Origin of the sequence: Pseudomonas sp. NBRC 111131 (assembly GCF_001320525.1) — a bacterium.
Lineage (GTDB): Bacteria > Pseudomonadota > Gammaproteobacteria > Pseudomonadales > Pseudomonadaceae > Aquipseudomonas > Aquipseudomonas ceruminis.
This window is the reverse complement of sequence record NZ_BCBH01000092.1, coordinates 1-1,118: the sequence shown is the minus strand read 5'-3', so window position 1 is coordinate 1,118 and position 1,118 is coordinate 1. Positions and strand designations below refer to the sequence as shown.

Sequence of the window (1,118 nt, the reverse complement as noted above, 5' to 3'; positions counted from 1 at the left end):
CCGGCGCCGACGGTACGACCGCCTTCACGGATAGCGAAGCGCAGACCGTCTTCCATTGCGATGGTCTTGATCAGGGTAACAGTCATCTGAATGTTGTCACCTGGCATTACCATTTCAACGCCTTCCGGCAGTTCGCAGTTACCGGTCACGTCAGTGGTACGGAAGTAGAACTGAGGACGGTAGCCTTTGAAGAACGGAGTGTGACGACCGCCTTCTTCTTTCGACAGAACGTAGACTTCTGCGGTGAACTTGGTGTGCGGCTTGACCGAACCTGGCTTGACCAGAACCTGGCCACGCTCAACGTCGTCACGCTTGGTACCACGCAGCAGAACGCCGCAGTTCTCGCCAGCACGGCCTTCGTCCAGCAGCTTGCGGAACATCTCAACACCGGTGCAGGTGGTGGTGGTGGTGTCACGCAGACCAACGATTTCCAGCGGATCCTGAACGCGGACGATACCACGCTCGATACGACCGGTAACAACGGTACCACGACCCGAGATCGAGAATACGTCTTCGATCGGCATCAGGAACGGCTGGTCAACGGCACGAACTGGCTCAGGGATGTAGGCATCCAGAGTTTCTACCAGCTTCTTAACAGCGGTAGTGCCCATTTCGTTGTCGTCTTTGCCTTCCAGCGCCATACGAGCCGAACCGATGATGATCGGGGTGTCGTCGCCTGGGAAGTCGTAGGTGGACAGCAGGTCGCGAACTTCCATCTCGACCAGTTCCAGCAGCTCAGCGTCGTCTACCAGGTCAGCCTTGTTCAGGAAGACCACGATGTACGGAACGCCAACCTGACGGGACAGCAGGATGTGCTCACGGGTTTGTGGCATCGGACCATCGGCGGCCGAGCAAACCAGGATCGCGCCGTCCATCTGGGCAGCACCGGTGATCATGTTCTTCACGTAGTCAGCGTGACCTGGGCAGTCGACGTGAGCGTAGTGACGAATGTTCGAGTTGTACTCGACGTGAGCGGTGTTGATGGTGATACCGCGCGCTTTTTCTTCCGGAGCCGAGTCGATCTTGTCGAACTCAACGACTGCCGAACCGAAAACTTCGGAGCAGACGCGAGTCAGAGCTGCGGTCAGAGTGGTCTTACCGTGGTCAACGTGGCCGAT

At 57.6% G+C, this 1,118-nt stretch carries 1 protein-coding gene; it reads right to left on the bottom strand.

All coding sequences use genetic code 11. From position 1 onward, the window contains the following. Positions 1-1,118, bottom strand: a 1,118-nt coding sequence (gene tuf, locus APH34_RS28395) for an elongation factor Tu (protein ID WP_054903791.1), incomplete at both ends; no start/stop codon positions are given.